Genomic DNA, 22,482 nt, shown 5'->3' with positions numbered 1-22,482 from the left:
AATGCTTAAAATTGTACCATAATTTGCCTTCTTATCGCAGGTGAAATCTTAGATTTAAAATTGACAAAAAACCTTGACAATGCTAACAGTTATTTATTCTGACGAATTTCTCAACCATAAGACCGGATTATTCCATCCAGAACGACCCGAACGGTTAACAGCGATTGTAAATGCCCTAAAATCCGTATCTTGGACACAACAGTTAAACTGGCAACCACCGACTCCCGTGATGGATCGCCTCGAACCCTTAATGACCCTCTTAAAACAGGTGCATACACCGTCCCATATTCAGCGTCTTAAAACCATCGCCGAGCAAGGAGGAGGTTATGTGGATGGGGATACGCCGATGTCAGCCGAAAGTTATGAAGTGGCTTTACTGGCGGTGAGTGGGTGGTTAGATGGGGTGGATCAAGTTTTAACAACCGGACGTCCCGCTTTTGTGTTAGCTCGTCCCCCCGGACATCATGCGGAAGCTGATCGGGGAATGGGATTTTGTTTATTTTCTAATGCAGCGATCGCCGCTTATTATGCTTTGCAACAACCGGACATTCAGAAAGTAGCGATTTTAGATTGGGATGTGCATCATGGAAATGGAACCCAAGCGTTAGTGGAAGAAGATGCTCGGATCGCTTATTGTTCGTTGCATCAATCTCCCTGTTATCCGGGGACAGGATATGCGGAGGAACACGGCGCTTATAACAATGTTTTAAATATTCCTATGTCTCCGGGTAGCACGATTGAACTTTACAAACCGGCTTTTCAACATTATATCTTGCCGTTTTTACAAAAGTTTCAGCCGGATTTATTAATTATTAGTGCTGGATATGATGCCAACGCCGATGATCCGTTAGCCAGTATTTCTCTGCAACCCCAAGACTACGGACTCTTAACCGAATATTGTCTACAACTCACCTCTCAAATTGTCTTTGGACTTGAAGGCGGTTATGATTTACCGAGTTTATCTCAATCGGTGTTAGAGACGTTAGAAAAATGTTTAAGTGCTGCTTTTTAAAGCAACAGCTTAACTACGATTTACTGCGAACAGAGGGAAAAGGAAATAGGGAATAGGGGATGGAAAAAAGGGGTTAGCCATCCGATCAATAATTGGTAGCAAACATTAAAGGATGGAATATGAAATTGAAATGGCTTTGAGAGTTTAGGTTAGAAACCGGGTTGCTCAATTAATCTTTCTATTAGGAAGAAAAAGTTGAGGTGCAAATCCGATTTTTAGGAGAATAATGGAGGAGAATTCAATGAGGTTTTGCTGTTTCTGCTAGTTACAAACGTTAGAGGATGAAATTCGGTTCTTGAGGTGTGCTAAAATTACATGAGCTTCTCAATTATTCCCCGACTTAACAATGAGTCAATGTTTTAACCCTGATTGTCTCCAACTCAACCCGAAAACAAACCATTTCTGTCAAAAGTGTGGTTCTAATTTACTTGTAAAAGAACGATATCAAGCTTTAAAACTATTAGGAGAAGGGAGTTCTGGTCTAACGTTTCAAGCCGTTGATCAAGATCAATTATCTCAACCCTATTGTGCCATAAAACTTTCTTTTTTACCCGATCAAAGTCTCAATAATCAAAATAAAATTGATGAACTCTTTCAACGCAAAGCAATTCGATTAGAGAGATTAGGAAAACATCAGCAAATTCCTGAATTATTTGCTTATTTTATTGAAAATAATCATCACTATTTAGTTCAAGAATATATTGTCGGACAAAATTTAGCCCAAAATTTAGCTCGAAATGGATCATTTTCAGAAACTAAAATTATAAATCTGTTAGGGCGTATCTTACCCGTTTTAGCATTAAGCCATCGACATCATGTCATTCATCAAGATATTAAACCGGAAAATATTATTATAAGATCGAGTGATCATCAGTTAGTTTTAGTGGATTTTAGAGTTGCTAAAGTCAGCAGCCAGACGGGATTATCCCTACCCGGAACGATGATGGATGGTTGGGGATATATTGCACCGGAACAAGCGTTAGGAAAACCGACTTTTGCCAGTGATTTATATAGTTTAGGGGTGACTTGTGTTCACCTATTAACCAATGTTGAACCCTTTGATTTATTTGATATTTTTCAAGGAAAATGGGTGTGGCGAGATTATTTAACAGTTCCAGTCAGTGATCGTTTGGGTCAGGTCTTAGATCAACTCTTACAACAAGATACAAACAACCGCTTTCAAACGGCTAAAGAAGTTTTTGAAGCCCTCCAATTTAAAGCTAAACCCATCGTGAAACACCGCTCAAAATCGAAGGTCATATTCAAGTCAGCTAAAGGAATTAATTATCATCAATTAGAACATTTTCTCCAAGCTAAAATGTGGAAAGAAGCTGACGAAGAAACGGCTAAAAAAATGTTAGAAGTAACGGGAAGAACAAATGAGGGATGGTTAGAGGAAGAAGATATTGATAATTTTCCCTGTGAGGATTTACGCACCCTGGATCAACTGTGGTTAAAATATAGCAATGGACGCTTCAGTTTTTCAGTACAGAAAGAGATCTATCAAAGTTTGGGAGGAACCCGCAATTATGATAGTAAAATTTGGCAAGCATTTGGGGATGAAGTGGGTTGGCGTGTTTCTGGAAATTGGTTACATTATCAAGATCTTAAATTTGATCTAAGAAACCCAAAAGGACACCTCCCGTTTTTGTGGTGGGGTAGATGGTTATGGGGTGTGGGAAGTGGGGGTTGGAAAGGCGTTTCTACTCTAGCATCCAGACTTGTAGATTGTAAGCTTTAACGTTAGTCAATATTTACTGTTATATTAATTAACGCAGGGAGGTACAGGGTTGCAGATTAAATCCTGAATTATTATTAATTTCAATAGAACAAGAATAATCGATTTTACCCCTTTGGTTTCCTTGATTTCCTGAGATTTCATTTCCTTGACCCCCTAAACTTGCTTTTGCAATAATATTTCCTGAAACTTGGTTATTAATAATTTTAACCTGATTCATGCTATAGGTTTGATTATTCGTATCCGCCATCACGAAAATATCAGAATGGTTAATTTGATTATTTTCAATTATAGCATTATTAATATTTTGCACCTTATAAAGTCCAATATAAGCATTGCCTTTATTATTTTTTATTATAACATTATTAACGGTTGTTCCGCCACAGCATTCTTGAATTAAAATTCCTTCTCCATCCACGCTTAAATAGTTGGTTTCTCCGATGTGATGGCGATAAACTTGATAATGATTTCCTGTAATTAAAACATTCCACCCTGACCAGTCAATTCCTCGATTTTCTAAGGTGACTGCGCCTGTTGCTTCTCGCGTTCCTGTGGGGTCTGTCCACCATTTTTTATTAGGTTGATCTTGAATTTCGTTATCTTGAATCATTAACCCATCTCCTGAAGCATGAATAGCGACTCGCATCGTATGGTAAACCCAATTATCTCGAATGATAATTCCTTTGCGAAAAAGTCCAGGTTCTGTGGTGGGAGTTGCTGCTAATTGAAACCCCTCTTTTTTTCCACCTCGGTTAACAACAATTCCATAATGATTTCCATAGTGAAATGGTACTTTATCTCCTTCTTGATAGGTGATAATATTCTTTTTATCTTTGGAATGTAATCGATATCCGGGTTGTTCATAATTATCGGTAATATTATCATTAATTCGATTGTTGGCAATTAAAACATTTTGATAAGCGGTTACTTCAATGTTAGATGCAAAGCGATGACTATACCGTTGCCAAGGATGTTGAAATTCGAGATTAGGAACTTGTGGATCGGGTTTGGCGACGTTATTACTGCGAATTCCAAATATAATAATATTATTATTTTTACTGTTATCTAAATTGCCAACAAAGTTAATAGATGCTCGATTAATTTCGAGGTTAATAATCCCGATATTACTATCTTGATCTGGTGTGGTTGTTTGAATGCTTTTAAAGGAGGTTTCATTAGGAGTCCCGTTTCCTGAAAGTTGGGGTTTATATTGAGGAAAAACTAATTTTGCTGGCGGGTTATAATCCTTTGATTTTGCCGATCTAACCTGGGGTGTTTCTCCTCGCATTACCACACCTGATTTGAGTTTTATGCTATCATTAAAATTATAGGTTCCTGACGGAAAATAAACAACCCCTCCGCCATTTTTTGACGCAGCATCTCTGGCGGCATTAAACTGTTCTACTAAGTTAGAACCTGTAAAATCTTTAATATTATAAACACAATCCCATTTGATATTATTTGTCCAAGTTGGGGTAACTTCTCCCTGTCCATTATGACTATAAAAAGTTGCGATCGCATGATCCATTTCTCCACCCGTCGCACTTCCACAGGAGAAAACATTAGAAGATGAAACAGGTGTTGAATTTCTGGATAATAATAGAGTTGTAAAGGCATAACCCGCTACCGTGACTCCCATGACAATTAATGTTCCTAAAAAGAAGATTAGGAACTGTTTGACTTTTTGCTTTAAAGATGTTCTAGCCATAATTTTAAAGTTACTAATCTTTCTTTTTTCTGTTTCATCATCCAATTAACTTTGAACTAATGCTTCTATTTCTTCAATAGTAGTAGGTAAATCTTGAGTTAAAATTTCTGTTCCTGTTTCAGTGACTAACACATCATCTTCAATTCTAATTCCTCGCACATCCGCAAACTGTTCTAAACGTTCCCAATTGACTATCTTTTGATATTTTTCTTGATTTTTAGGATGATTGAAAATAGCGGGAACTTGATAAAATCCGGGTTCTATTGTCACTAACATTCCCGGTTTTAATGGACGATTTAACCGCAGAAAACACCAACCAAACCGTTCACTTCTGACTCGTCCGAGTTCATATCCTGCTAAATCTCCTAAATCTTCCATATCGTGAACATCTAAGCCTAATAAATGCCCAATTCCATGCGGGAAAAATAAGGCGTGAGCATCTTGGTTGACTAAATCCTCTGGATTTCCTTTTAATATTCCTAATTCTACTAACCCTTCTGTGATCACGGTGGCTGCTATTCGATGAATATCTTGATATTCTATACCGGGTTTCATAGCATTAATACATTGATCGTGAGCGTTTAAAACCACTTGATAAATATCTCGTTGAGTGGGAGAAAATGTTCCTGAAACGGGCCAAGTTCGGGTAATATCTGCTGCCCATCCCATCGGTGTTTCTGCACCCACATCGGCTAATAATAAATCTCCGGTTTGTAGAGAATGATGATAATGTTCATTGTGTAAAACTTCTCCATTTACCGTAACAATGCTATTATAGGAACAGGTCATATTATGACTGATAATAACGGCTTCCATTGCTGCTCTGACATGAGCTTCTAATTGAGACATTTTTGTTGCTTTCATCCCAGCTTGATGAGCTTCTATAGTGACTTTTGCGGCTTTTTTTAACTCGTTTAAAGCTTCTTTATCATGGGTTAAACGTAATGTAATAATAGCTTTTGTTAATTCTAAATCAATGCCTTCTGGTACTTTTGCTGAAGTTAACGAACGATTTAAAAGTTGACGTTGTTCTGTTGCAGTTATCGGGTTTTGTACAACAATTGTTGCAGCATTTTTGAGAAAGTTTGATAAATCGGTTAAGGGATAATTGGCATCTGCACCGATGAGTTCTGCTATTTGATTTCGTTGAGGCATTTCTCCATGCCAAAGGGCGCTTCCTTCTGGCGGATCATCCATAAATAATTCTAAGCGACCTTGATCTAAACGAATGGCTGCATTTTCTAAAGGAAACCCAGCAAAATATAGGAAATGACTACTGGCGCGAAAGGGATAAAGATTAGCTGGAAAATTGCGAGAATTAGCACAACCTGACCATAAAATTGCCGGAAAATCAATCAAATGGCTGAGTTTTTCCCGCCGTTGGCGAAGAATATCGATTAAGAATGGAGATATTTTGAATAACATAATCAAATTAAGGTTATCATAGGTTTAAGTTAATTTTAATCTAAAATTTGATAGAATATCTATAATTTTCTATTCTATTAATTTTAAACGATGGCATCTTTTCAACCTAACGCTCATCACTGTATCCAAGCTGTTGATTGGCCGATTTCTCAACTTCCGGGTCTGAGTTTAGACAATCAAAGCCGATTAAACAATTATGGCATCAAAACCACCCGCCAACTGTTAAAAAAAGGCAAAACTCAAGCGGATAAACTGTTGTTAGCCAATTTTCTCCAAATTAATATTAGAGATGTTAATAAATGGATGGCAATGGCAGACTTAGCAAGAATTCCCAGTGTGGGCTGTGAATATTGTGGACTCTTGCTACATTCGGGTGTTAGTTCAGTTAGCCATTTAGCTCAGTTACCTGTTCATCGTTTGCATCAACAAATCTTACGTTTTTATGTGGTTAATTTACAACGTCGAGATTTATGTCCGTCTGTTAATGTAGTTAAACAATGGGTGCAACAAGCTAAATGTTTATAGAATTTTTTACTCTTTTGCTAATACTCCATTGAGGAAAATATCCGCTAATCCTTCTGCCATTTCTTTCATAGCTTGGGGAGATGCGTTAGGTTCTAATAGCGTATTATAACTAAATCCAGCTATAGCAAACATTCCTAAAAAGACTTGAGCTACAATTTTAGGATTCATGGGACGATAAATCCCTTTTTGCATCGCTGTTTCAAAAAATGCTTCGGTAACATCGGTCATTTTTGCAATAATTTCTGATTGAATCCGATCCCGTAATTCAGGATGAAATTGAGCTTCTAAAAAGCAAATCCGCATCATATCAGCATTTTTTTGAAGATTAATCATGCGTCGATGCAACAGTTGAGCAACTGCTTTATAATTAGCCATTGAGCTTAATTCTGTTAATAAATCCGTTAAAATTTCAACCCATCCTTCTATGACGATGGCAATCAAAATCGTTTTTTTATTGGCAAAATGCCGAAACAATGTTCCTTCTGCAACCCCCGCAGCTTTGGCTAAATCACGAGTGGTTGTACTATCATATCCTTGATGGGCAAATAACCGTCGTGCAGCCTGTAAAATTTGTGTTTCTAATTCCGATGATGTGGAATGATTTAGATGTCCCATAACCTTCTCATCATACATGGCTCTAGTTTTAGATTACCATTCCTTCAGGAAGACTGATCCCGAACGATATAACTCTTCATAGTTTGACTTTCTGTTCAGGTGTTCATTAGATATCATAATACTTTAAAATAGATTGCGTAGCGATTGCTTCTGCTATTGTTGTTAAATTACATCGATAAAAATCTATGTCATTGGGTTATTTTTTGCGAGAGAAACGAACCTTTCTGGGACAAGGTTTGTTAGCTGTGGTTTTAAGCATTTGTTTATTAGGGGTGTTGGGCGTTCAAACCGTGTGGGCTGATGAAATTTCACCCTCAACCCATTCTATCCAACCTTATTTAAAACGAGTTGCGAGAGAAATTACCGAATTTACCCTCGATAATGGCATGAGATTTATTGTTTTAGAACGCCATCGAGCTCCGGTTGTTTCTTTTTTAATTTATGCTGATGTCGGTGGTGTGAATGAACCCGATGGACAAACAGGAGTCGCCCATTATTTAGAACATTTAGCCTTTAAAGGAACCCAAAAAATTGGCACAACTAATTATCAAGCTGAAAAACCGCTATTAGATCAGCAGGATCAAGTTTTTGAACAAATTAAACAAGCAAAAGCAGAAGGAAACACTGAGAAAGTTCAACAATTAATGGCTGAGTTAGAAAAATTAATCTCTGAAGCCGATCAATATGTGAAACAAAATGAGTTTGGTAGAATTGTAGAACAATCAGGTGGAGTGGGGATGAATGCGATGACATCTACTGATGCAACGTCTTATTTTTATAGCCTTCCTGCTAACAAATTAGAATTGTGGATGTCCTTAGAATCAGAACGCTTTTTAGAACCTGTTTTTAGAGAGTTTTATAAAGAAAAACAAGTGATTTTAGAAGAACGTCGCTTACGGACAGATAATTCCCCTGTTGGTCAAATGGTTGAGGCATTTTCAGCTACCGCTTTCAAAGTTCATCCCTACCGCCGTCCTGTAATTGGATATGTGGAAGACTTAGAAAATTTAACCCGTCAAAACGTTAAAGATTTTTTTGAAACTTACTATGTTCCTAATAATTTAACAGCCGTTATTGTGGGAAATGTTAATCCGAATGAAGTTAAACGTTTAGCAGAAATTTATTTTGGTCGTTACACCGCTAAACCTAAACCACCTCAATTGAATATTGTTGAACCCCCACAAACAGAACCCCGTGAAATTACATTAAAATTAAAAACTCAACCTTGGTATTTTGAAGGATATCCAGCCCCCGCTATCAATCACCCTGATGCTGTGATTTATAATATGATTTCTAGTCTCCTTAGTTATGGTCGCACTTCTCGTTTGTATAAATCCTTAGTGGAAGATCAAAAAATTGCCTTATCTGCACAAGGTTCAACTGGATATCCAGGGGATAAATACCCTAATTTAATGTTATTTTATGCCATGCCTGCACCGGGTCATACTGTTGATGAAGTCGCAACTTCATTGCGTCGTGAAATTGAACGTTTTAAAACCGAATTAGTTTCTGAAACGGAGTTAGAACGGGTCAAAACTCAAGCTAAAGCAGGTTTATTGAGATCCTTAGATTCTAATATGGGGATGGCATTTGCTTTAGCTGAATATGAGGTTAAAACCGGGTCTTGGGTTAACTTGTTTGAAGAGTTAGAAAAAATTGATGCTATTACTCCCCAGGATATTCAACGAGTGGCTCAAACCATGTTCCGTCCTGAAACTCGAACAATCGGACGCTTATTACCCGATGAATAAATCGGTCATTATTTAGGTTTTTTATCCTCATAAAATTTGTGATTAATTATGCTGAATGCTAAAGCTTTGAACTCAAAAAAATACAAGCTCTTTTCCGCAGGTTTACTCTTACTGACACTATTTGTGACGGTTTTTTTCCATATTCCTGCCATTGCTTCTACACCCAAACATTACACAGACTTAACCTTTCCGCCTTTACCAGAAATTCAACTTCCTGACTATGAACGTTATCAATTAGATAATGGAATTACGGTTTATTTAATTGAAGATCATGAACTTCCTTTAGTGGGAGGAACCGCTTTATTTCGGACTGGAGATCGATTTGAACCTGCTGATCAAGTGGGTTTAGCCAGTATCACCGCAGAAGTGATGCGAAATGGCGGAACAGTTCAATATCCTAGCGATCAATTTAATCAACTTTTGGAAGATAAAGCGGCTTTTATTGAAGCCGGAATTTATACAACATCGGGTCGCGTTGGGTTTGGAGGATTAAGCGAAGATTTACCCACCGTGTTTGGATTATTTACCGATTTAATTCGTAATCCTAGCTTTCCTCAAGCTCAATTAGATTTAGCTAAAACTCAAGTTAAAGGCGGAATTGCCCGTCGAAATGATGACCCTGAAGGGATTGCCGGAAGAGAGTTAGTTAAACTCATTTATGGCGAAGATAGTCCCTATGCAAGAGTTGTAGAATATTCCACTTTAGAGAATATTAATCGCGAAGATTTAGTTGATTTTTATCAAAAATATTTTCATCCTGAAACCATGATTTTGGGAATTGTTGGAGATTTTAATCTCCAAGAAATGAAGGCGTTAATCGCTGAAAAGTTAGAAGATTGGAAACCTACTCAAAAAGCAGTTATTCCTCCCCTTCCTAAAGTTTCTCAAGTGAATTCTGGAGGAATTTTTATGGTCGATCAACCTCAACTGACTCAAAGTTATGTGGAAATGGGTCATTTAGGAGGATTATTAAATGATCCGAATTATCCTGAATTAACGGTTATGGATGGCGTTTTAGGTGGGTTTGGTGGTCGATTATTTAATAATGTGCGATCGCGCCAAGGATTAGCTTATTCAGTGTATGGAAATTGGGGTGCAAGTTATGATTTTCCAGGGATTTTTAACGCAGGTGGACAAACTCGTTCTGAAACAACTGTTGCTTTTATTCAAGGAGTTAAAACGGAATTAGAACGTTTACAAAAAGAACCGATTAAACCGGAAGAATTAGCTTATGCAAAGGAATCAACGTTGAATTCTTTTATTTTCAATTTTGAAGATCCAGGTCAAACTCTGTGGCGTTTAATGCAGTACGAATATTATGGCTATCCCAAGGATTTTATCTTTGATTATCAACGTCAAGTCGAAGCCACAACGATTGAAGATGTTCAACGAGTTGCTCAACAATATCTCAAACCTGAAAATTTAGTGATTTTAGTGGTGGGAAATGAAAAGATGATTAATCCACCCTTAAGCAGTTTAGATGGACAATCAAAAATTACAACTATTGATGTGACGATTCCTGGGAGTTAATTCATCTTTGTAGGGGTGAGGTTTTCTCCCCCTGACACGGGGATTTGTGTCCCTGTTCATTAAAATTTGGGCAAATTTAATATAAATCCGGGTAATATATCCTCTCCTGATAAATCAGCAGGAAGTTCTATAATTTCTACCCTTTGATTGGGTCGATAAATTTCAACTTGTTGGTTTTGAGGATTAATTAACCAACCTAATTTTAAACCACTATTGAGATATTCCTGCATTTTTTCTTGTAACGCTTTGAGTCGATCTGTGCGCGATCGCAGTTCTATGACAAAATCAGGACAAAGCGGTGGGAAAGCTTCCTGTTCTTCTACGGTTAAAGTTGACCATTTTTCTAAACTCACCCAAGCTACATCCGGTGATCGATCTCCCCCTTGGGGTAAACGAAAAATGGTAGAAGAACTAAAGACAATTCCGGGTTGGGTTTGGCGGTTCCAAAGGGTTAAATCTGTAATTAAATCGGCTTCTCGATTTCCTCCAATTCCTCCAACGGGGGGCATAATTAAAAGTTCTCCTTGGGCACTTCGTTCTAATTTCCAATCTGGGTTTGCTTGGCAAAAATTAAAAAACTGCTCATCGCTTAATCCAACATTTTCTAAGCTTAAAATAATCGCTTCCATCCTAATTAATTTCCTCTTATTAACCCATAATCGACCCATCTAAAACAAAATCATAAACTGGGTTTCTGTCCGTTCATTAAAGAGGATGAAATTCAAGGTTTCTTTAATTCCATCCCCTCTAATAACCCTGTTTTTTAGATATCCAAATCTGTCAAATTTAAGCGCGGAGCATGGGTTTCAATAAACTCCCGACGAGGAGCGACGCGATCGCCCATTAACACCGTAAAAATCCGATCCGCTTCCGCCGCATCTTCAATTTCAACTTGTTTAATCATGCGAGTATCTGGGTTCATTGTTGTTGTCCAAAGTTGTTCGGGCATCATTTCCCCTAACCCTTTAAACCGTTGAATATTGTAGTTAGCATTGGCGGGTAAAGTTCCTAAATATTCTTGCAATTCTCGCTCATTATAACAATATTGATGGTTCCGTCCTCGTTCCACTTTGTACAAGGGAGGACAGGCAATATAAATATAGCCTTGATCCACTAATTCCCGTTGATACCGATAGAAAAAGGTCAGTAACAAAGTGCGGATATGGGCGCCATCAACGTCCGCGTCTGTATTATGACAACAAAGTCCTCCGGTTCCACAAACAAAGTTTTCATCCCCCTCAACCGAGAAATCATAAACATAGTCTCCGACTAATTCAATTTCCTCGGCAGCAATGACTTTTAATCCCATTAAATCTTCACTAATGGGTAAATAATCCATCGGTTTCTGCATCGGAAGTTGGAGATAGGTATTGAGTTTTTCTGCCCCTAGATGACGTTGCCAAATTAACCGACAACTTTCTAATTGTTGTTTGCCACAAAGGGTAAGGGTGTAATAAGGATGACGGGTTTGGATGGAAGTTGTTTCATGACATTGAGGTTGATGTTCACTGGTACTAACAATTAACCCCAATTGTCCGAATAAATACAGTAATCCTTCTTTTAAAGAATGGGAATTGGTTGTCCAAGAAATATTCGCCCCACTGGTCGTACCATCCCCTAAGAAATACCCCTCTAAAAAGGCAAGCTGTAAAGGTTCAGTGACAGAGAAAACCAGATCGGGAATAGATTTTTTATGGGGTTTTTTCCCTAATCCCCACGCTTGTAAAAGTCGGGCAGCCATCACACTATTAAAATAGAGTTTAATGCCTTGACTTTCGGGATCATCATAACGACGTGGCGTTTCCCCAAAAACCGCTTGAATTGCCGTGATTAATTCAGGGATAAACCGTTCATCTTTTGTGCCTAAATTCAGACTAACTTGATGTTTAGATAAGGTTCCTTCTGCCACATACCAACCCAAAAACCACATCAATTCTGATGTAATGGGTAAATAACGATCAAAGGCTTTATTCTGGTGCGCTTGAGGAACAATTTTCAGGTTATCCCCCAACTGAATTAACTCACTGGGTGTGAAATATTCAAAGGGTTTGTAATTACTAACTTCGCGCCAACGAGCATTTTTACTACTGTCATCTTGAGTTAGGAGTTGATCAATTTTAGAAGGGAGGGTTTGGTAAACAACATTTTCATTGCCTCCAATAGCTTCTAAATAATCTAAGAAGTTAGACAAAATCGGTCGATTAATCCCCCGTTCCCAATGACTAATAGTAATCGCTTGTTTGACTCCAATGGCATTCGCTAATTGCTGTTGAGTGATTCCTAATGATTGACGTTGAGCAATTAACTCTTGCCATGCGTTAGCCTCTAATTCCACCCGTGCTTCACTTAATAATTCGGGTTTTTCAACTTTCGCTAAAATCCGGCGACTGGCAATTTTACGAACATGTTCTCCTTGCAAATACAAGGATTGAGTTACACCCGCTTCATAGAAAGTACGGAGTAAATCAATACAGGTTTGGGGTTCTGTAGAACGCGGTAAACGACGGCTGGCTACTAACCAATCTCCAGGTTTAACTTCATTGCCTTTTTTGAGTTTTACTTCCCCATTTTCATACACAAAAACACTATGGGAAGATGTCACTTTAATTTGACGATTATAGCGAGTTTTCAGTTGATACATGGGTTCTTCATGTCCATGACGAATCACTGCTTTAATCGGACGGAAACGAGTGGCATGAGTAACCGGATCAAAAGCAATCACTTGATAACGTTCTGGGGTGCGTTTTCCGGCAATACATTCATCAATAAATGTGCCAATTTCTACGAATTCTGTTTTGCCACTCTCCTCCATCACCAGCGTTGATTCGTCTCCCGCAACGCTCATAATGATGATTTTATGATAGCGCAATTGAGAGGCATCGAATTCTTCTCCTTTAATGCCTAATCCTAATGCGGTAATTAAGGATTGAATTTCGGTGTTTTTGTAGATTTTGGCATCATCGGTTTTCTCAATATTGAGGATTTTTCCCCGTAACGGAAGAATGGCTTGGGTGCGGCGATCGCGTCCTTGTTTGGCACTATTATGTACAAAAATTCCCGCCGATAACGCAAAGTTATGACTCTGGGGAACTTCAATATCATAGACATCTTGCCGTTCTTCTAACCATTCAATAGAAACGACCCGATGGTTATAGTTCCGAATTGCCATTCGGGTTGCGACTTCATCTCCTTCAAAATAGCGATCGCAAAACGTTTTAAAGGTCAATATACTGTTATCTTTTTGACGTTTGCGATAGTTTTCGTACTTGTCAACGTCCATATACCCATAATGGGAATAGACTTTATAAAGTGCAGCCAGCGTTTTGTCATAATAGGTTTTATCTAACGCTTTACGCCGTTTTTTCCGAAACTCTCTTGTCCATTGTTCCTTGGTTTTTTCCCGCCGCCAATCTAACAGTTCTTCATCTTCCCATTGTTTTTTCGCAGCTTCAGAATAAGCTTGTCGAAGTTCGGGATTATCTGCAAAATATTGTCGCACTCGTTCTGCTTGTTTCAGGCGGTTTTCTTCATGACTCCAATATTCTTGTTGCGCCTGATATAACATTTCATTATTCTCTTGGCGATACTCTTCATTACTTTCATAAAATTCTCGCCATTTCTCAGCCATATAAGCTTTATATTGCTCATCTTCCCATTGTGCTTTAGCCTGTTCTGATAGGATTTGTCGAGTTTCAGGCTGCATCATTCGTTTGCTCATAAATTCGCGGAACTCTTCACTTTGATGCACCTGGCGACTTTTCTCAATCACATCAGGACGATGTAAGGTTTTTTGCAAATGAGCACGATGTAAGGCGAAATGTTCCTCCGCCGGTAAGCGTTGAATATTGGTGGGATTATTGTTGCGTTTATTAAAATCAACATGATGACGATGATTACCAGCAGAGGATGGATAAACGCCTTGTTTTAAGTTATAAAAATCCGCTAATAAATGGGTATAAATCCATTTATCATAACCGGGGTTCCACACCATTTCATAACCATTTAATCCCCCATCTACCCCTTTCTGAGAAATTTTGCGATGAAAGGGCATTAAAGAATCTTCTGGGGTTAATTTTGCTGCTGCTTTATAACTACCGTCCCTTAACATAAAGGGGTGATCGGGAGTACAAATTAACGTTTCTCCATTATCCAAAGTTAACTTCACAACTTGGGCATCTTTTTTGGTCAGTCGTGCATTAATAATGCGTTGAATGGCAATATTGCCGCTGGGACTAATGGTGTAACAAAAATGTTCTTTCCCTTCAGCTTGTTCATCGACAATCTCTTTGATAGTTTTTTCTGAACCATCAGCAAGAGATATATAAGTAAAACTAATCCAACAGCCCCCGGCGCTGTCGCCTTCAACTAAGAAAATCTCCGATTCATGGGGATCTCGGCTGCTACAGTCCGCTAATTTACCGGGTAAAGGAGAGGATTCTAAGACCGATTTTCGACGCACTAAATCCCGTGCTCGTCGAGCGGCTTCTGCGGCTTTAAAGGCTTGAATCGCTTTCTCAATGACTGAATCCGCAATCCCTGGATTAAATTCTAAATATTCGGTTAAGGTTTCCCCAACTAATGAGTCAACAATCCCGCGAACTTCTGTATTTCCCAGTTTGGTTTTTGTTTGTCCTTCAAATTCTGGGTCAGGTACTTTTACAGAAATAACAGCCGTTAAGCCTTCCCGAATATTTTCTCCCCCTAAATTGGCATCTCCTTCTTTAAGTTTATTGCGTTTACGGGCGATCGCATTTAAGGTTCGAGTTAAAACGGTTTTTAACCCTTCTAAATGAGTGCCTCCATCAACGGTTCTAATATTATTAGCAAAGCCTAAAATGGTATCGCTATAAGCATCGGTACACCACTGCAACGCCACTTCAATTTGAACGTTATTGCGTTCTCCAAACACATAAATAATATCTTCATGGAGCGGTTGTTTATCGTTGTTCATGTAGGCAATATACTCTCGAATTCCCCCTTCATAACAATAGGTTTCCACTCTAGGGGTATCGCGTTTTAACAACTCTAAACGGTTATCGCTGAGAGTAATTTTAACTCCCGCATTCAAATAGGCTAATTCCCGTAAACGAGACGCAATGGTATCATAATCAAACTCAATTCCCGTCGTAAAAATTAAAGTATCGGGTAAGAAGCAAACCGATGTTCCGGTTCGGGTTTCTTTGATGGATTTTGAAGTCAGTTCCGTGGCGGGAGTTCCCCGTTCATACCGTTGACGATATTGTTTTTTATCTCGATAAACGGTAACTTCCACCCATTCGGATAAAGCGTTAACCACGGAAACCCCCACACCATGCAAACCCCCGGACACTTTATAGCCGCCTCCGCCAAATTTTCCCCCGGCGTGGAGAACGGTTAACACGGTTTCTAAAGCAGACTTTCCAGTTTTAGAATGGGTATCGACGGGGATACCGCGACCATCATCGGTGACGGTGACAGAACCATCGGGGTTAAAATCAATTTCGATGTGGGTGCAATAGCCAGCCAGCGCCTCATCGATCGAATTGTCTACAACCTCGTATACTAAATGGTGGAGCCCCCTCGGCCCGGTAGAACCAATGTACATTCCGGGGCGTTTGCGAACGGCCTCCAAACCTTCGAGAACTTGAATTTGTTCGGCGCTGTAATTGCTGGTCATTTGATCACGACTCCAGTATTGATGATGTAAAAACGTCCCATTTAGCGTTTTTACAGTAAAATGACAAAACTTTCAAAAATTGTAGCACAAATAGGTTATAGACGATTTTAGGGCATTCTCGAAAGAAATTTTTTAGGGGATGCAACCCCATAATTCGAGGAGTCGGAATTGATTGCAGAGGAGGAAAGTTGACGATTTCTACAATATCACAGCTACCCCGGTTAATTGTAATTTGTGGTGCGACGGCGACGGGGAAATCTGGGTTGGCGATTGAGTTAGCGGAACGTTTAGGGTCTGTGATTTTAAGTGCAGATTCTCGGTTGGTATATCGAGAGTTTGATATTGGGACAGCGAAACCGACCCCGGAAGACCGTCAGCGTGTTCCCCATTATTTGATTGATATTTGTCAACCAACCGAGACTTTAACGGTCGCCGATTATCAAGATCAAGCCCAACAATTGATTAACAATGCTTTGGGTTCTGCACCGTTATTGTTAGTGGGTGGAACCGGGTTATATATTAAATCCATTGTGCGAGGGATGAAAATTCCGAGGGTTGCGCCTCACCCGGAATTGCGATCGCAAATTGAGGCATTAGGTCAATTTCAATGTTATCAACTCTTAAAACAAATTGACCCCATCGCAGCAGAAAAAATTCATGCTAATGATCAAGTTAGAACTTTACGCGCTTTAGAAGTTTATTATATCACAGGTCGTCCGATTTCTGAACAACAAGGAGAAAATCCCCCTGATTATCCGATTTTACAAATTGGTTTAAATTGTGAACCCGAAGTTTTAACCCATCGAATTCAACGGCGAACGGAAGAGATGATTGAAAAAGGATTCGTGCAAGAAGTTGAGCAGTTATGTCAGAAATATGGAACGGAATTATCGTTATTACAAACTTTAGGATATCAGGAAATCAAACAATATTTAGCGGGGGATATTGCTTTAGACATAGCCAAGGAATTAACCGTATTGCATACCCGACAATTTGCTAAACGTCAAAGAACTTGGTTTCGGGCAGTTTCTGAAATTCAATGGTTTGATGTAGAGAATCCTCACTTATTAGATGAGGTTTTCTCTTGTATCAATTTCTGGAATTACCGTTAGCGTCAGCGAGACTTGATGCAACAATTAAGAACGGAAACTAGAACTAGAACAAATAATTATCATTCATTGTCATGCTCAACGAAGTGAAGCATCTCTGTAGGGAACTCAAAGATAGTAGAGATTTTTCGCTTTGCTCAGAATGACAGGTGAAGGCGTTGTTGAGTTAACTTCATACTAATAATTAAAATCTCGATAAAAACCCGGTTTCTCACCTGTGCAATTAACATTCGGAAACCCAGTTTAGCGATTAAGTCAGGAAAGATTTATAATACCAGAGATCAAAATAAAAATTAGTCAGTAGAGGTGTACGCCATTGGATATGGTAACGGTTTGGATAGGAAATTTAGCATGGGGAGTAGGTTCTATCATAGGCGCGGAACTAATACGAGATATTTACCATACTCTGGCTCATGTTTTTTCGCCCTTATATCGCCTGCATAATTGGCATCATCGGGTATTTCGTCCCGACTTAACCCCAGTCAGTGAAAAAATTTATCGCCAAGCCCATTGGTATAATGATGTTCCTGAAGCCAGCGTCATGTTAAGCTTTACGTTAATTTTACTGGCGATCGCTCATATTTACACCCCCGAACAACAAGGATTTGCCCTTCTCGGTTGTATTTATACCCTCGGTTTTCTATTATCAGCAATTGCACGGGGAATGGGAATTCCCAATATGGATAAACTCACCGATTTAACCCATGTTCCGGGTGAATTTTCCAGTCCTCCTACCCCTTGGATGGTGAATCGAACTTATCATTGGCGGCATCATTTTGATAATCAAAATGCTTATTTTTGTGGAACCTTTACCCTATTAGATAAAATCATGGGAACGGCACTTTCATTAAAAGGAAAAACCGTTGCAGTCACCGGAGCATCAGGAACCCTCGGACAAGCATTGCTATTACAATTACACTTAAAAGGGGCAAAAATTTTAGCCTTAACCTCCGGTGAACAAACCCTAAATTTAACGGTTGACGAAGAAACAATTCCAGTTAAAACGGTGACTTGGCAAGTCGGACAAGAACAACAATTAGCCGAGTTATTCCAAAAAGTTGATATCTTAATCTTAAATCACGGAATTAATGTTCACGGTCTGAGAACCGAAGCCGCCATTTCTCAATCCTATGAAGTCAATACCTTTTCCTGTTGGCGACTGTTAGAATTATTCCTGACAACGGTTCGCACCAACGCCGATATCGCCAAAAAAGAAGTTTGGGTCAATACCTCAGAAGCCGAAGTCGGGCCAGCCTTAAGTCCGCTTTATGAACTGAGTAAACGCACATTAGGCGATTTAATTACCCTGCGGCGTTTAGATGCACCCTGTGTGATTCGGAAATTAATTTTAGGGCCGTTTAAGAGCAATTTAAACCCCATTGGAGTCATGTCTGCCGACTGGGTAGCTCAACAAATTATTAAACTTGCCCAAGCGGATATCCGCGATATAATTGTGACTATCAATCCTCTGACATTTCTTGCCTTTCCTATTAAAGAATTCTGGGTCTCTACTTACTTCAAACTGTTCAGTCGAAAACCTACTGAAAGAGCAGCTACTGTTCTCAATCGCAATTAAAAGCTTTGGAGTGCAGTGGTGCATCGTGAACTAGAGGTTGATTCTCAAAATTAGGAGATGTTTTTGCTGACCCCTCCTAATTTTCCATACTTAATTCCTCCTCTTTAATTGCAGAACTTTCCATGTACACTCCAATGAATAAGAGTTTGAGACTCTTCCAAAAGGTGAATATTTTTCGAGGTAAAAACTCTAAAACTAAGCTAATTTCAATCGGAATCCTAGCCGTTAATCTTCCCCTAATTGGTTACACATTTTATTTAATCTTGCATCCTAAACTTCCATTGGAAGGAGAAATTTTTATCATTATTTTATTGACAACCCTCTTAGGTTGTTTGATCCTATATCAACAGATTAAGCAGATTGAACAGTCTATTATTAAGGCAACAAAAGCTTTAAATTCTTATTGTGAAACCGGAGAAATTTTTGAGCGAGGTGTGAGTTCTTATTCTGAAATTGACAACTTGTTTAAAGCCATTGAATATAGCATTTTAAAAAATGCAGAAAAAATTGTAGATCTTGAAACGATCATGACTTCTCGACAAGAAGAATTTTGTCAGATTTACGTGGAACGAGAAATTGCAGAAAATCATCTTCGTCAATGTCTAGGGATTGCATCCCGTCACCATTTACCCCTTTGTATTGCTTGTGTTAGTATTGAGGGAATTGATTCCTTAGAAAATTCAGATTTTTTAACGAATTCCCCCCCTAAAATAACAGCTATAATTCAGAGATTACAACAGCTTTTACGTGAAAGTGATTGGGTTGTTCAGTGGGGAGATCAGGAATTTTTATTAGCCATCTTTTCAGAATTACCTGGAACCAAACTAGCACTCAGTCGCATTTTAACTCATCTGTTCTCCTCGGAAGAATCCCCTGATAACCCTTCTCAATATTCCATCTCTATTGGATATACAATGGCTCAACCTAATGAACACTATCGAGCCTGTCTTGAACGCATCAACCAAGCCTTAGAAAAAGCAAAAACCTCAGCAGAACATTGTGTTTATCTTTAAAAAAGGTTGACAGTTGACCGACCTGTTGGCAATTGACACTCAACTGTCAACAGCGTCTTCTAGCTTTTTACTTCTGTCATTTCAATCACACGACCATCTAAATCTTTAACTAAAAAATTTAAGGGTTTTTCATTGCGAATTTTGTGTTTTACCCCTCTTAATTGTACTCGCATTAAAATTTGTTCTAAACAATCTCGATCAAAACAAACATGACGGTCTTGATCTTTAGACCCATAACTCGCTCCTCCAATAATATGTAATTGGGTGTTTTTCATCAGTTGATACCATAACCCCTCAGTTCCTTGCATTTTAGCGGGAGCCGCACTACTAACAGGAGTCGAAAGATAAAGCGGATCAATTCCAGTTGCGCCTAACGTTTGTTCATAGTTATAGTAATAATGCAAAGGAACATCAGCCACCGAGAGACCTAATAAACCTTCATAAAAATCTCTAGCTACATTCAAATCTGAAACCATAACAGTATAAACTTTCGGAGCGCTGGTTAAAAACATCCACATCGCAACCGCATAAGCCGCCAACAGCATCACCATGACTCCCTGAGTGGAAAACAAAGTGTCAAATAGTGGGATTTCTAGGAACAACGCACTTAACGGTAAAGAATGAAAACAAAAATTGATTAAATTAACGGTGATTAGCATAAATAAATTCAGACGTAGAAAACCAATTATAGCCACCCTGACAAAAGCTCAGAGCAGCAGCTAGTGATTATGTTAACAAAAAGTTTAGACAACTCTCTCAAGTCCAGACAGGTAGCCGAACAATGACAAATCTGATCCATGTGTTTGTATATGGTACCCTTAAACCTGGGGAATGCAATTATCAACGCTATTGTCACGGACGGGTTATTACCCAGCGTCCTGCTTTTGCTCAAGGAAAACTTTATGCTCTGTCTTTAGGGTATCCTGGGATGGTCGCCGGGAAAGGGATTGTCCAAGGGGTGATTTTATCCTTTAGCGACCCTAATATTTTTTTAGACTTAGATCAATTAGAAGATTATCAACCTCACCGTCCACCGAAAGAAAATGAATATCAGCGACAAAAAATTCCGGTCTTTGATTTGAATCATCAACCTTTGGGTTTAGTTTGGGCTTACTTGATGGATATTCAAAAAGTTCAGTTCTACTCAGGGGTTTTAATTCCTAATGGCTGTTGGAAACCGGGAGATTAATCATTAAAAAAGCTTTAGGGGTTGGAAAACCATACCCCTATAAGAGAATATATCCCTTTAATTGATAGGTGTTGAAACCGCAGCTTTCGGAATGGGAATAATGGGTTGATCTACACTAATACTAACTGCATTTGGATTAATAATGGGAATCAAGGGTTCATTTAAGGCAATTTGTAGAGGTTCAGAATGGTTGATCTTTTCAGATTGAGCTATTCTGGGAACTCGCCCAAAATCATCGGAAATTGTAGCTGAAACCATCATCACCAAAACAGCAGCAATGGCTGTTCCTCCCCAAGCCACCATCACACGAGTTCTTTGATTTAAGTGTTGGAAAATATGGGTCGCGAGTTGTTTGACCGAGGAATGGGAGGCGGGAACGGGTGCAGTTTGTAAGCGAGAACGCAGTTGAATCAGTTGTAGATAGATTTCTTTAATTTTAGGATCAGTATCCAGCCAATTTTGAACTTGACGGCGTTCTGAAACCGTCGCTTCTCCATCGAGATAGGCACTCAATAATTGAAATTGTTGAGGGTCAAGTAGATGCCCCTGGATGGTTGAATCGGTTTGTGGTTCTGCTTCAAAATTGTGCTTCATCGGAACACCCCCATTCACCAAATATGGAATTTAACATGAAATTTAGACAGATTGGATTGAGCTTAATCTTGGGGGGAAACTCTCAAAAATTGGGGTTAAAGTTTATATCACTATTATATTGCTATTCGGGAGAATTGCAACTTTTTATCCCCAATTTTTTAAGGATTCAGATAAACTTGTAAATCGGTTTGTAATCGTTGACGCGCTCTGGCAATTCTTGATTTAACAGTTCCCAGGGAAACTCCTGTAATTTCAGCAATTTCTTCATAGGCTAATCCTTCAATTTCTCGCAAAACAATGGTTGTACGGAAAACTTCTGGTAAATCAGCAATTGCATCTCGAAGATGGCTATAAAATTCACGAGTTACCATATCTTCATCCGGGCCAGGACTATCGGAGGCAATTTCCCAGTCCATTTCCCCATCTTCAATATTGCGTGGTGCATCTAAAGAAAGAGGGGGTTTAACTCGTTTGCGCTTGCGAAGTTCATCGTAAAATAAATTAGTCGCAATTCGACTTAACCATCCCCGAAATTTGGCGGGCTCTTGCAAACGTTTCAGATTACGATAGACTCGAATCCAGATTTCTTGAGCTAAGTCGGCTCGATCTTGCCAATCGGGTGCTAAGTGATAGAGAATTTTATCAACATGGGATTGATAACGACGCAGTAGTTCTGTAAACGCCGCACGGTCAGGACAAATTCCCTGTTGACAACGCAAGACCAAATCAGAATTTGAAAGTTGTTCCAGGGGGATTTGCTCTAGGGGGATAGAGACTTCAGTCGCAGACCAAGTGATAGGAATAGATTGGCTCATGGGTGGAACTCGGTTGATGAAAAATTCCGTTAGTAATGACGTCACCCGAATTGCTTAGGTTCCTGGGTTTAAACTCCTCAAGAGTTATGATACCGAGGTTGACACTCCCCCGTCAAGCTTGCGCGCTCGACGGGGGATTCTTGTTTCATAGAAGAATGCTTTTCAGTGCAAGCACTAACGAGTCTTACATCCTCTCCACAAGCTTGCATTTCCGTATGTCCTACGG

17 protein-coding genes are annotated in these 22,482 nt (G+C 39.1%); 9 read left to right on the top strand and 8 right to left on the bottom strand.

The features are described 5' to 3' along the window. The first annotated feature begins 79 nt into the window (after window positions 1-79). Window positions 80-1,012 carry a histone deacetylase gene (locus ACKPEB_RS15555; protein ID WP_408965846.1) on the top strand — a complete coding sequence of 311 codons (933 nt, stop codon included), beginning with the start codon at window positions 80-82 and terminating at the stop codon, window positions 1,010-1,012. A 346-nt stretch (window positions 1,013-1,358) separates the two neighbouring features. Further along, entirely contained in the window at window positions 1,359-2,753 is a 1,395-nt protein-coding gene (locus ACKPEB_RS15550) for a GUN4 domain-containing protein (protein ID WP_408965845.1), read from the top strand. A 28-nt stretch (window positions 2,754-2,781) separates the two neighbouring features. Here ACKPEB_RS15550 and ACKPEB_RS15545 read toward each other — a convergent pair whose 3' ends face one another. After that, window positions 2,782-4,458 carry a hypothetical protein gene (locus ACKPEB_RS15545; RefSeq protein ID WP_408965844.1) on the bottom strand — a complete coding sequence of 559 codons (1,677 nt, stop codon included), beginning with the start codon at window positions 4,456-4,458 and terminating at the stop codon, window positions 2,782-2,784. A gap of 45 nt (window positions 4,459-4,503) precedes the next feature. After that, the gene (locus ACKPEB_RS15540; protein WP_408965843.1) at window positions 4,504-5,883 is read right to left on the bottom strand and encodes an aminopeptidase P family protein; all 1,380 of its coding nucleotides are present in this window, start codon (window positions 5,881-5,883) and stop codon (window positions 4,504-4,506) included. A 90-nt stretch (window positions 5,884-5,973) separates the two neighbouring features. Here ACKPEB_RS15540 and ACKPEB_RS15535 point away from each other — a divergent pair, with 90 nt between their 5' ends. Further along, complete coding sequence (locus ACKPEB_RS15535; protein WP_408965842.1) at window positions 5,974-6,408, top strand: DUF4332 domain-containing protein; 435 nt, start codon at window positions 5,974-5,976, stop codon at window positions 6,406-6,408. 6 nt (window positions 6,409-6,414) lie between these two features. Here the strand turns inward: ACKPEB_RS15535 and ACKPEB_RS15530 are convergent, their stop codons facing one another. Further along, window positions 6,415-7,023 (bottom strand): TetR/AcrR family transcriptional regulator, encoded by a 609-nt coding sequence (locus ACKPEB_RS15530; RefSeq protein WP_408965841.1) that lies wholly within the window; start codon window positions 7,021-7,023, stop codon window positions 6,415-6,417. A 185-nt stretch (window positions 7,024-7,208) separates the two neighbouring features. Between ACKPEB_RS15530 and ACKPEB_RS15525 the strand changes: the two genes are divergently transcribed. Next, the gene (locus tag ACKPEB_RS15525; protein WP_408965840.1) at window positions 7,209-8,774 is read left to right on the top strand and encodes a M16 family metallopeptidase; all 1,566 of its coding nucleotides are present in this window, start codon (window positions 7,209-7,211) and stop codon (window positions 8,772-8,774) included. Window positions 8,775-8,822: 48 nt separating this feature from the next. Further along, entirely contained in the window at window positions 8,823-10,304 is a 1,482-nt protein-coding gene (locus ACKPEB_RS15520; protein WP_408965839.1) for a M16 family metallopeptidase, read from the top strand. Between the two features lie 59 nt (window positions 10,305-10,363). Here the strand turns inward: ACKPEB_RS15520 and ACKPEB_RS15515 are convergent, their stop codons facing one another. Together ACKPEB_RS15515 and ACKPEB_RS15510 are read right to left on the bottom strand one after the other, a co-directional pair. Further along, a complete protein-coding gene (locus ACKPEB_RS15515; protein ID WP_408965838.1) occupies window positions 10,364-10,933 on the bottom strand; it encodes a Uma2 family endonuclease in 570 nt (189 codons plus the stop codon). Window positions 10,934-11,067: 134 nt separating this feature from the next. Then, complete coding sequence (locus tag ACKPEB_RS15510) at window positions 11,068-15,960, bottom strand: ATP-binding protein (protein WP_408965837.1); 4,893 nt, start codon at window positions 15,958-15,960, stop codon at window positions 11,068-11,070. A gap of 188 nt (window positions 15,961-16,148) precedes the next feature. Here ACKPEB_RS15510 and miaA point away from each other — a divergent pair, with 188 nt between their 5' ends. The 3 genes from miaA (at window position 16,149) to ACKPEB_RS15495 (ending at window position 19,658) form a co-directional block, all read left to right on the top strand. Next, window positions 16,149-17,072, top strand: a complete 924-nt coding sequence (gene miaA, locus ACKPEB_RS15505) for a tRNA (adenosine(37)-N6)-dimethylallyltransferase MiaA (RefSeq protein WP_408965836.1) — start codon at window positions 16,149-16,151, stop codon at window positions 17,070-17,072. Window positions 17,073-17,391: 319 nt separating this feature from the next. Further along, window positions 17,392-18,645, top strand: a complete 1,254-nt coding sequence (locus ACKPEB_RS15500; protein WP_408965835.1) for a bifunctional sterol desaturase/short chain dehydrogenase — start codon at window positions 17,392-17,394, stop codon at window positions 18,643-18,645. Window positions 18,646-18,779: 134 nt separating this feature from the next. Beyond that, the gene (locus ACKPEB_RS15495) at window positions 18,780-19,658 is read left to right on the top strand and encodes a diguanylate cyclase domain-containing protein (protein ID WP_408965834.1); all 879 of its coding nucleotides are present in this window, start codon (window positions 18,780-18,782) and stop codon (window positions 19,656-19,658) included. Between the two features lie 59 nt (window positions 19,659-19,717). Here the strand turns inward: ACKPEB_RS15495 and ACKPEB_RS15490 are convergent, their stop codons facing one another. Beyond that, complete coding sequence (locus ACKPEB_RS15490; protein ID WP_408965833.1) at window positions 19,718-20,317, bottom strand: glyoxalase-like domain protein; 600 nt, start codon at window positions 20,315-20,317, stop codon at window positions 19,718-19,720. Between the two features lie 122 nt (window positions 20,318-20,439). Here ACKPEB_RS15490 and ACKPEB_RS15485 point away from each other — a divergent pair, with 122 nt between their 5' ends. Beyond that, entirely contained in the window at window positions 20,440-20,847 is a 408-nt protein-coding gene (locus ACKPEB_RS15485) for a gamma-glutamylcyclotransferase (protein WP_408965832.1), read from the top strand. Window positions 20,848-20,904: 57 nt separating this feature from the next. Here ACKPEB_RS15485 and ACKPEB_RS15480 read toward each other — a convergent pair whose 3' ends face one another. Both ACKPEB_RS15480 and ACKPEB_RS15475 read right to left on the bottom strand, forming a co-directional pair. After that, on the bottom strand, window positions 20,905-21,441 hold the full coding sequence (locus ACKPEB_RS15480) for an anti-sigma factor family protein (RefSeq protein ID WP_408965831.1): 537 nt from the start codon (window positions 21,439-21,441) through the stop codon (window positions 20,905-20,907). Window positions 21,442-21,599: 158 nt separating this feature from the next. After that, window positions 21,600-22,256: a sigma-70 family RNA polymerase sigma factor gene (locus ACKPEB_RS15475; protein ID WP_408965830.1), complete on the bottom strand. Its 657-nt coding sequence runs from the start codon at window positions 22,254-22,256 to the stop codon at window positions 21,600-21,602. Window positions 22,257-22,482: the final 226 nt, after the last annotated feature.

It is taken from the genome of Planktothrix sp. (assembly GCF_046067725.1).
GTDB lineage: Bacteria > Cyanobacteriota > Cyanobacteriia > Cyanobacteriales > Microcoleaceae > Planktothrix.
The sequence above is the reverse complement of the archived record's forward strand: the minus strand, read 5'-3'. Positions and strand labels throughout refer to the sequence as shown.

Coding starts and splice junctions, on each gene's coding strand:
- ACKPEB_RS15530 (WP_408965841.1), bottom strand. CDS start 7,023: ATGGGACATCTAAATCATTCCACATCATCGGAATTAGAAACACAAATT.
- ACKPEB_RS15480 (WP_408965831.1), bottom strand. CDS start 21,441: ATGAAGCACAATTTTGAAGCAGAACCACAAACCGATTCAACCATCCAG.
- ACKPEB_RS15535 (WP_408965842.1), top strand. CDS start 5,974: ATGGCATCTTTTCAACCTAACGCTCATCACTGTATCCAAGCTGTTGAT.
- ACKPEB_RS15475 (WP_408965830.1), bottom strand. CDS start 22,256: ATGAGCCAATCTATTCCTATCACTTGGTCTGCGACTGAAGTCTCTATC.
- ACKPEB_RS15500 (WP_408965835.1), top strand. CDS start 17,392: ATGGTAACGGTTTGGATAGGAAATTTAGCATGGGGAGTAGGTTCTATC.
- ACKPEB_RS15540 (WP_408965843.1), bottom strand. CDS start 5,883: ATGTTATTCAAAATATCTCCATTCTTAATCGATATTCTTCGCCAACGG.
- ACKPEB_RS15555 (WP_408965846.1), top strand. CDS start 80: ATGCTAACAGTTATTTATTCTGACGAATTTCTCAACCATAAGACCGGA.
- ACKPEB_RS15495 (WP_408965834.1), top strand. CDS start 18,780: ATGAATAAGAGTTTGAGACTCTTCCAAAAGGTGAATATTTTTCGAGGT.
- ACKPEB_RS15545 (WP_408965844.1), bottom strand. CDS start 4,458: ATGGCTAGAACATCTTTAAAGCAAAAAGTCAAACAGTTCCTAATCTTC.
- ACKPEB_RS15550 (WP_408965845.1), top strand. CDS start 1,359: ATGAGTCAATGTTTTAACCCTGATTGTCTCCAACTCAACCCGAAAACA.
- ACKPEB_RS15525 (WP_408965840.1), top strand. CDS start 7,209: ATGTCATTGGGTTATTTTTTGCGAGAGAAACGAACCTTTCTGGGACAA.
- ACKPEB_RS15485 (WP_408965832.1), top strand. CDS start 20,440: ATGACAAATCTGATCCATGTGTTTGTATATGGTACCCTTAAACCTGGG.
- ACKPEB_RS15490 (WP_408965833.1), bottom strand. CDS start 20,317: ATGCTAATCACCGTTAATTTAATCAATTTTTGTTTTCATTCTTTACCG.
- ACKPEB_RS15515 (WP_408965838.1), bottom strand. CDS start 10,933: ATGGAAGCGATTATTTTAAGCTTAGAAAATGTTGGATTAAGCGATGAG.
- ACKPEB_RS15510 (WP_408965837.1), bottom strand. CDS start 15,960: ATGACCAGCAATTACAGCGCCGAACAAATTCAAGTTCTCGAAGGTTTG.
- ACKPEB_RS15520 (WP_408965839.1), top strand. CDS start 8,823: ATGCTGAATGCTAAAGCTTTGAACTCAAAAAAATACAAGCTCTTTTCC.